This is a genomic window from Oribacterium sp. oral taxon 078 str. F0263, from assembly GCF_000469565.1.
Taxonomy (GTDB): domain Bacteria; phylum Bacillota; class Clostridia; order Lachnospirales; family Lachnospiraceae; genus Oribacterium.
In genome coordinates, this window is record NZ_KI273091.1 from 1 (window position 1) to 8,826 (window position 8,826).

An 8,826-nucleotide genomic window follows, 5' to 3' on the forward strand; every position below is an offset into this window, starting at 1 on the left:
TCCGAGTCTGCCTGATGGCAGACTTCTACGCTTTACAACAAATCGCCGAAGTCAAACTCCGAGAGCTCCTTCACGCTTTCCGTCTCCTCTTCATTCAGTCTGTCATTCAGGATTTCGCTGAGCTCCCGCGGATTCACACCCCAAAGCTCCGAGAGATTCTCCGCGATTCGGTCCTTTTCCTCCGCGCTGTAGTTCGAAAAAGCACGGCGCAGGAAGACAAGGGCCCGTCTGAATTCCTCCTCCGACAGGCTGTCGAGATAGGAAGCAAGTCCCTCCCAGAGAGAGAGCCTTGCGATGATGGCGTAGTGATTTTTCAAGGACAGGCCCTCGAACCAGCCTGCCCCGAGCTCCGCCGGCATTCCGGGGGACAGTCTCCTCGCAAGTTCCCGGGAGAGCTCCTCCGGGCCAAGCTCGGAAAGATCCAGGAGAAGAGCGGCGGAGAGACCGGATATCCGGGTATTTCGATCATCAGAGAGCGCAACCTCCCGGAGCGCTTTCTTCCAGAGAGAGAAATTCAGTTCCTCCTGCTCGCTGAAGACCTCGTGGAGCTTCAGAAGATCCTCCGCAAGAAGAAGGGAGGCTGCCTCATCACAGGCGGACTCCTCAAACAGCGTGAGGGAGGCACGGACTGTCAGGCGGCTGAGGATCGGAAGCAGGGGTCTCCTGTCCAGCTTTCGGATATCTCCGTAGCGAAGGAGGCCCGAGAGGGAGCGGGAGGTATCTGCGATTTCTCTCATGGAGACAGCAGATACCGTTCTCTCATCCAGAAGGGAAAGCGCATTTTGGAGGAGCTCCGGCATCCCGCAGTAAAAGGCGGTCTCTATAAGGGAAGCGATCTCCGATGCGGAGTTCGCATCCTGAAGCTTTTCCTGAAAGGCAAAGGCCGCGGCCTTTGCCACACTGTCTCCCTTCAGCACAGCCTCCACGATCTGGATCTCCGCCTCCGGCGTCCATTGCAGGACCCAGTTCTCCGCCCAGGTCGCGTTCTCCTGCTCCCCTCCGGCAGGACGCGCGAAGTCGATTCCAAGAAGCAAAAGGCGATGCAGAAAGAAGGAGCGGTTTAGATCCAGGAAGGCGCTCTCCTCTGACTTCACCCGAAGATTCTCTCTGAGATCCAGGCGGAGAGGCCTGGCCGTCATCTCCCGGTACTGCTCTAAGCGAAGCCGCCGGAGCTCGGAATAGAAGTCCTCCTGGATCGAGGTCCGGGAAAGGCCTCCCGGGACCGAGCCGATCTTCGTCCCGATGTCTGCCGCGGCGAAGCCCAAAGCGAGCTCTCCGAAGCTCCCGTGTCCCATGCAGCTCACTGCCGCGTCCCTTAGGTCCCCGTGGGTCGGGATCCTGCCGCCCCGCAGCGCGGCGAGGCTTTCCGCAAGAAGCATCGCTTCGATCAGCTCTGCGGAGGAGACGATGCCTCCGTGCTCCCGGAGCTTTTCCGAGAGCCGGCTCAGATAGGAAAGCCCCGCGTAGGAGGGGTCTCCCCGCCGAAGCCCCTCAAAGAGAAGCTCGTAATAGGCGGGAGCGCGGTTTCCCGCCCCATAGCCGGAACGGCTTGTGAGCCGGTAGTAGGAATAGGGCATGAGCGTCCTTTTTGCGGGAAGTCGCGGAAGGCTCTGAAGCTCCTGATCCGAGAGAGGAGGGTAGGAGGATGCCCTCTCTTCCTCCGAAGAAGCCGATCCGACACAGACCGCATCGGTATGAAAGGCCCCCGTGATCACGGCGATCCGCTCCGCCGGAATCCCGGATGAGATCTCCTCCCGGATCACACGCCGCATATAGGCCTCCCTGATGAGATTCTCCGCGCGCTCCCTCTGTCCGTCCTCCGAGAGCTCCCGGAGGCTTTCCCCGAAGAGGCGGCTCCCGGAAAGATAGGCGGAGAGATCGGCGCTTTGCTCCAAAACCCTCTCCCAGAAAAGCTCGCTGTCTCCATCCTCCGTCGCCCGGTCAAGGCGCTCCGAAAAGCTCCGCTTCGGAGCAGAGTTCTGATTCGGAGAAAAATCCCGACTCAAAGAAGAATCCTGTCCCTCCCGGAGCAGGGCATTCTCCTCCTCTTCCTTTTTTTGCATAAGCCCGAGCATGATCTCCGACGGAAGATCAAAAAACGAGGAACGCACTCCGTGCTCTTTGCACCAAAAAAGCGTCTGGTACTCCGGAGAGTAGCGCGCAAAGGGGTAGAGCAGCGTCCTGACCGGCGTGGAATCGCTGTAGGCCATGACGGCGAAGGGCGGCTCCAGCCCCGGATCCGAGAGATCGGAAAGCAGCTCATTAAAATCGGCGGGCCCCTCGATCAGGACGAGCTCCGGCTTCTGCTGCTCCAGAAACTCCCTGACAAAATGTGCCCCCGCCGGAGACAGATGCCGGATGCCGAAGGCCCGGACCTCTCCTCTTCTTTCCTCTTTTCCTTCTCGCATAATTCTCCGCTTCGCTCTCTTCTCAATGATTCCGTGCCCTGCACTCCCGGTAGTTTGTACAGCACGAGAAATTGCTTTCACTGTCTTTTCTTCTCAATGATTCAGCGCCCTGCACTCCCGGTAGAGCGGAAGCCACGCACCGCCCCGCTTTTTCATGATATTTTCGAGATACTCTTCCCAGATCTTCTGATCCTTCCTGTCATCCTTCACCACAGCGCCCTGGAGTGCGGCCGCAAGATCCGCATCCGTCACCCCGCCGTCGCCGAAGCTCCCGGCAAGAGACATGCTGTTTGCGAGGAGAGAGATCGCCTCCGCGGTGGAGAGCACAGATCCCGTCGTCTTCACCTTCTGTTTTCCGTCCAGGCTCTGCCCAAGACGGAGCTCCCGAAAGACCGTACAGATCTTCCGGATGACCTCTTCCTCCGGGATTTTCGCGCTCAGATCCAGCCCCTTGGAGAGCTGTGTGATCCTCGTCCCCACGATATCCATCTCCTCCTCCAGACTTTCCGGACTCGGCAGCAATACGATATTAAAGCGGCGCTTCAGGGCGGCGGACATCTCGTTCACGCCCCGGTCTCTCGTATTCGCGGTCGCGATGATGGAAAAGCCCTTCCGAGCCGGGATCTCCTCATTGAGCTCCGGGACGGAGACCCTCTTCTCGGAGAGGATGGAAATGAGGGCGTCCTGCACCTCCGAGGCACAGCGGGAGATCTCCTCCAGCCTCGCGATCCTTCCTCCCTCCATGGCGCGGAAAATGGGGCTTTTCACCAGTGCCCTTTCCGTGGGCCCCTCCGCGATCAGCATCGCATAGTTCCAGGAGTAGCGGATCTGCTCCTCCGTAGTCCCCGCCGTGCCCTGTACGACACAGGTGGAATCCCCGTTGATCGCGGCACTGAGATGCTCGGAGAGCCAGGACTTCGCCGTCCCCGGCTCCCCGATGAGAAGGAGAGCGCGGTCCGTGACCAGTGTCGCGATCGCGATCTCCACCGTGCGCTTCTTCCCGATATACTTCGGCGTGATATCGATATCCCCGCATTTTCCGCCAATAATATATCGGAGAACGGAGCGGGGCGACATGCGCCAGCCCTCCGGGATCTCATATTGCTCCGCCGCAATGAGGGCGTCCAGTTCCTTCTGAAAAAGCTGCTCCGCCGGGAGCCGCTGCATTCTTTCCTCTACCATTCCCTGTCCTCGCTGATTCTGATCCTTTTCCATCACATTTCCGATAGCGGCTCTCCCCGCTTAAGCTTCTCGATTCCCTCCCGAAGCCTCTTCCCCTGCGTCCCCGGAGAGAAGCGCACCGCCCTGTCATAGAGCGTCTCCAGCTCTCCGATGAGCTCCTCACGGCTGAACGGAAGCTCCTCCGAGACGGTCCGCAGGCACCAGTGCTGATAATAGGAATATTCCTTCTTATAGCGCGCCTCACATCCGGAAAAGACCCCTCGAAAGTCCTTCCAGCCCCATTCCTTCAGGCTCTGGACATCCTCTGCCTGCACCGGCCGCATCTTGATGCAGCGAAAGAGGAAGCCGGCGTAGAGGAGATCTCTCTCCGGGCAGGATGGCTCTCTCAGATCCTTTAAAATCTTCTCGTATCCCGCATGGGATCCCTCGCCCAGATAACGGATATATTTCTCCGGCATCTCATACTCGAGAAGAAGCGGATACCAGCGAGGATCCAGCTTCTCTTTTCGAAGCGCCTTCCGGGAAGAAAGTGACGACAGCGCCTCGAATATCCCGACGATCGGGGAATCCTCCGGCTCCGGGAGCTCTCCTCCTCCGAAAAAGTCCTTCAGACCTCCGATCAGACCCTTCCCCCCTGAAAAATAGGAAGAGAAGCTCTCGTAGATCTCCGGGGCCGTCTTTTCCCTTAGGGCGAGAAGGAAACGATACTTCACGGAGCGCCCTTCGGAAACGCTCCCGGACAGCTTTTCCACAGCCTCAGAAAAGCGCGGGCTGAAGTTCCGGTAAAGTCCGTTTAAAAGGTAAATCTCCCTCTCCTCCGGGACCAGGCTTCCCGAGCGGGGGAGCTGCAGAAGGAGCTTTTCGCTCTCCTTCCCCACGGCGGCTGTCCAAAGGGAGGGGAGATTCGATTTCCGAATCTCCTCTGAAGATCCCCTCTTCCCTTCACCGGAGAAGCTCTGATATTCCTCCTCCATCTCCTCCGCGAGGAGATCGGAGACCCAGTTTTGTCCGCTTCCTCTGATCAGCCGAATCCCCTTCTTCGGATCCTTTCGGAAGATCTCCGTGATGTAATCCTTGGATGCCGGGAAATTGCTGAGCGCCTTGAGCGCGCTCTCCCGCATACTTCCCCGCTCCGTCATGGAGAGCTCCTTTAGGATGGTGAAATTCTCCTCGGAAGAGCCAAGAGCAAGGATCGCCTCCGCCCGAAGCTCTCCCTTCGCCTCCTTCACAAGGCGAAGATAAAAGGGATTTTCCTCCTCCTTTCCGATCTCCTCTATGATGTGAAAGCGGCGGAGCATCTCCTTTCCCCCGGACTCCGGATCGAAGCCGTCCTTTAAAAGCGGAAGGATCTCCCTCCCCTCCTCCTTCAGCCAGCCCTCGATCATATCCGCAATCTCTGAGTAAGAATCCCCGAGACCGGAGATCAGCCTTCGCCGGAGCCGATAGTCCTGAAAAAGCTCCGGACTGTCCCGTCTCGCATTTTTCAAAAGCTCATATCTCCCGCTTCCCCTCGTCGTGAGTGCACCGAGAAGGGGAGAGAGCTGCCGGTAGCCGGGCGGAGAATAGAGCTCCTCCGGCACCGTCTCCTGATCCTCCTCCGCTTGTCCGCAGGGAAGCGGGGAAAGCTCCCCCTCTCCCCCGGAATGCGCCTGCGTGACAAGAACCGCCGAAAGCAGCGCAAGAAGGTCGAGGAGCTGATCCGCCCTCTCCTCCTCCGGCGCAGATAAAAGAGCGCGGCCTCTCTCCTCGATTTGACGAAATACGGGAGCCGCTTTACTGAGAAGAGCCGCGTTCTCCACCGCCCTTTGCAGCCGAAAATCCTCCGGAAGAAGCTTAACTCCCGCGATAGCCGCCTGCTCAAGCCTCTCCCTTAAATCATAGATTGCTTCCAGATTCATAAAAATCCTCTTCTTTTTCGGAAACTTCGCTTCCCTTTAGCTCGCTTTTTGGCATCTCTCTCCTGCAAAATGCTCCGCCGCGATGTCAAAACATCAGGCGGACGATCCCCCGCTCTGTCACAATACTCCGCGGCAAAAGCAGGAGCTCCTCTCCCTTCCTTTCATAGCGGACCAGGCCAAAGAGCACCTGCTCCCGGAAAAGCCCGGGATAGGGGAGCGCCCTGAGGGAAAAAAGCGCGGTATCATTCCCCGCATCCTCTGAAAGCCGGATTCTCTCCCCCAGCCTGTCCTCGAGATAGAGCTTTCCCCCTCCGCTTTCTCCGATCCGCTTATAATGGATGAGGATCCCGAAAGTATTGTCGGAGAGTGTATTTTTCAGCTGTGCCTTCGCCTTCTTCAGCGCCTCCCGAAGCTCCGTCTCTGAAAAGGAGCGAATCCGGGAGAAGCTCTCCGGCGGGATCTCCCCGAAAGAGGCTTTTTCCCAGCGAATTCTCCGGAGCTCCCCCTCCGCGGCGGGATAGATGCTCACACTCTCCGCTCTTAAGAGCGAAAAGGAGCTGTCCTCCGAGCGGATATACTTCGCGGCCTTCTCCGGGCGGTAGTTTGCGCTGTAGGAAATCTCCCCGTCCCTCAGATCAATCCAGTAGGCAAGATCCGTATAGAGCTTCTCCACGGGATCATAGCGCTCCTCAAAGGAGAGCTGAACGAGCTCCGCGTTCTCCTTTTTCAGCCCGAGGGCGTTCAGCTCCTCCAGCCTCCAGATCCCTCCGAGCGCCTCATAGAGAAGATTATCGTCCGCCTCCGGACTATCGCTTTGAAGCTTCTTCTTTAAGTATTCCTCCGATCTCCGGCCCAGATATCGGAGCTTCGTGAGATAGGAGAGTGCCTCCCTGTAGCGCTCCCCGGGATCTTCCCCCTTCCCCGCGCTCTGGCAGCGCTCCAGCACAAAGAGGAGCTTCCGAAAGAGAAGCTGGGGACCCGGCAGATAATAATCTCCCAGCTGCCGGGCGAGCTCCTTATAGTCCTTAAGCGGCGCACTGGAAAGCGCGGCGAGTCCGCTTCCGAGAAGACGGTCCGTGAGCGCCTTCAAAAGCGCCAGTCCCTCGAGCTGCTTTTTGAGCTTTCTGGTCCTCGCGGCCTTCCCGGCCGCGCTCAGCTTCTTCGGCTTCGCCTCTCCCTCTGCCGCCTTCTCCTCCTTCTTTTTCTCCCTGGCCGAAAGCTTCCTCTGCTTCTCCAGGATATCCTCCGGAATTTCGCAAAGCTCAAAGTCCTTCTTCGCCGCCATCTCAAACATCAGGGCAATGCTGTGCTTACAGGGAAACTGCCTGCTCGGACAGGAGCAGCGAAATACCGGGGCCGCGCCCTCCTCGAAGAAAACGGAAACCCTGTAATTATTCTTCCCCGATCCTTTGCATTCCCCGCCGTAATAGCGCTCATCCTCAGAGCGCATCCTCCTCACAAAGCCGCCGGATCCGGAGATTTTCCGCCCATTTGAAAGCGCATTCTGGTTCGGCGCCGCCGCTGTGATTTCCTCTTCGCTGAATGTTCTCATCCTCTTCCCTCAGATCTCATCGTCCCTTCACCCGCGCTGCCTAAGGCCGTCCGAAAGCTCCCATCCAACTCGCCCGGGCCCAAAATATCCTTGAGGGAACGGCAGATCCCCACGTTCCCTTCGCATTCACATTAAAACACATATTCCCCGTATCATCAATACTTCGCTGCGGCCATAAGTCTTTATTGCTGGCGGGGATCTGCGAAGCAATCCTGGCGCTTTTCCTGGCGCTTTTCCTGCCACCTGTCTGCCATCAGGCAGACTCGGAGCGTTCTTGAGTCTTCTCAAAAAGAAGTCGAATCTTAAACGGCTGATCTTTGCCGCCTTTTCTGCCGCCATGTCGGTCCAACGCAGGACGCTCTCGCTCCGGCTGCCGCGACCAGCGGCGCATAAGCGATTTAAAAGACCAAATCGCAAAACGCCGGGGCGGCAGACGGCCTGCTTATGGACCGGCAAAGCGTCAGGGCGGCAAAATGTGGACAGCCGTTGGTGAAGCGAAGTCTTCAATGGAAAGAACTATCTCCCGAAGGGGGATCGTAAACCGACGGCAAAAATTCAATTCGCGAAACAAACTTGATACTATCCGTACGATTTAACATTTACGGATAATCAGCCGGAAAAGCAAAAAGAGAGAGAAATCTTCTGCCATTTCAAGTAGAAAAGATCTCTCTCATATTTCGGACTTTCCATATCTCATTTTGACTTCAAGCATTCCTTTCATCAGATGCTTCCACGATATAATGTTCCTTTGATTCTTCTCGTTTTGCAAAGAGTCCTTCTCTTCTTTTCCATATCAAAAAAGCTATGATCGTAATTATAATATAGTTTACCGCCAGATTTGCAAGATCATGGTTTAACAGAGGGAAAAGATAGACTTGTTTCTTCGCAACAAAGCAGCTTGCCAAGATAGAATAAACCGCTATGGAACTTATAAACGAAATGGCGAAGTTTAGAATTTTACCGATTAACCCAAGTTTTCGATGAATGATTTTAAACAGAACAGAATATATCACGACCGCCAATATACCAGCTAACACATCCCAGAAATAAACTGCATTTCCAGACGAGAATCTCACCGAAAAATAGTAGTGCGTATAATACCAACTTGCAATAAATATGGTAAGCTTATCCATTGAAAAAAGGCTGATTTTTACTAATTTCGCCATTGCAAACAGAATAAGGCCCAGCCATGCGGCTACAATAATAATTCCCATATCACTTCCTCCTTCTCTAACAGTTTTATTTTTTGTATAATACTCTTTTTACATACTCACATAGCGTGATGGGATTGCGGTAGATATAATACTTTCGCTGATCCAGTTCAATTCTGATAATATGATCTTCTGTGCGAGAAGGTGTTTATAGAAAAAGATCAGAAAACAAGATGGACCTTCCGCAGCGCCGGATACCGGTAACGATTTTGATTTATCCATTCCACATATTATATAAATGAAACGATCAAGGTAACAAACACGTTTTATATATACATTTACCTCAAACTTTTGGCGCATTCGTCCTAAGTATGATGGGAATATAGCATGAGGATGTGAACAAATCAATATGACACAGCTCCCGCGACGGCGTAAGTTTACTGTAGAATTCGATAGTGTGAGAACCTCCTTTCTGGGATTCCGGGAGACACGGTTCTGAGTCCAGAGAGGCATTTCTTATTTCAAAGATGAGTGCCTTCCGGGCGAAGCCGAGAGAGATGAGATTCTGCCGATTTTTGCCGCCGATCCGACGCTTTGGCCGTCGAAAAGCAGGCCGTCTGCCGCCCCGGCGCTTA

General features: G+C 55.4%; 5 protein-coding genes. All 5 read right to left on the reverse strand.

From position 1 onward, the window contains the following. Nucleotides 1-32: 32 nt before the first annotated feature. The 5 genes from HMPREF1986_RS02495 to HMPREF1986_RS02515 all read right to left on the reverse strand — a co-directional run bounded on the left by HMPREF1986_RS02495 (nt 33) and on the right by HMPREF1986_RS02515 (nt 8,254). Nucleotides 33-2,408, reverse strand: a complete 2,376-nt coding sequence (locus HMPREF1986_RS02495; protein WP_021773169.1) for a DUF5682 family protein — start codon at nt 2,406-2,408, stop codon at nt 33-35. Between the two features lie 93 nt (nt 2,409-2,501). Continuing rightward, entirely contained in the window at nt 2,502-3,590 is a 1,089-nt protein-coding gene (locus HMPREF1986_RS02500) for an AAA family ATPase (RefSeq protein WP_036598949.1), read from the reverse strand. A 32-nt stretch (nt 3,591-3,622) separates the two neighbouring features. Next, nucleotides 3,623-5,488: a hypothetical protein gene (locus tag HMPREF1986_RS02505; RefSeq protein WP_021773171.1), complete on the reverse strand. Its 1,866-nt coding sequence runs from the start codon at nt 5,486-5,488 to the stop codon at nt 3,623-3,625. Between the two features lie 85 nt (nt 5,489-5,573). Next, nucleotides 5,574-7,040 (reverse strand): SWIM zinc finger family protein, encoded by a 1,467-nt coding sequence (locus HMPREF1986_RS02510; protein WP_021773172.1) that lies wholly within the window; start codon nt 7,038-7,040, stop codon nt 5,574-5,576. A 704-nt stretch (nt 7,041-7,744) separates the two neighbouring features. After that, nucleotides 7,745-8,254, reverse strand: a complete 510-nt coding sequence (locus HMPREF1986_RS02515; protein ID WP_021773174.1) for a hypothetical protein — start codon at nt 8,252-8,254, stop codon at nt 7,745-7,747. Between the last annotated feature and the right edge of the window lie 572 nt (nt 8,255-8,826).

Excerpts from the sequence above, each read along its gene's own strand:
- HMPREF1986_RS02500 (WP_036598949.1), bottom strand. The coding sequence starts at position 3,590 with ATGGTAGAGGAAAGAATGCAGCGGCTCCCGGCGGAGCAGCTTTTTCAG.
- HMPREF1986_RS02505 (WP_021773171.1), bottom strand. The coding sequence starts at position 5,488 with ATGAATCTGGAAGCAATCTATGATTTAAGGGAGAGGCTTGAGCAGGCG.
- HMPREF1986_RS02515 (WP_021773174.1), bottom strand. The coding sequence starts at position 8,254 with ATGGGAATTATTATTGTAGCCGCATGGCTGGGCCTTATTCTGTTTGCA.
- HMPREF1986_RS02495 (WP_021773169.1), bottom strand. The coding sequence starts at position 2,408 with ATGCGAGAAGGAAAAGAGGAAAGAAGAGGAGAGGTCCGGGCCTTCGGC.
- HMPREF1986_RS02510 (WP_021773172.1), bottom strand. The coding sequence starts at position 7,040 with ATGAGAACATTCAGCGAAGAGGAAATCACAGCGGCGGCGCCGAACCAG.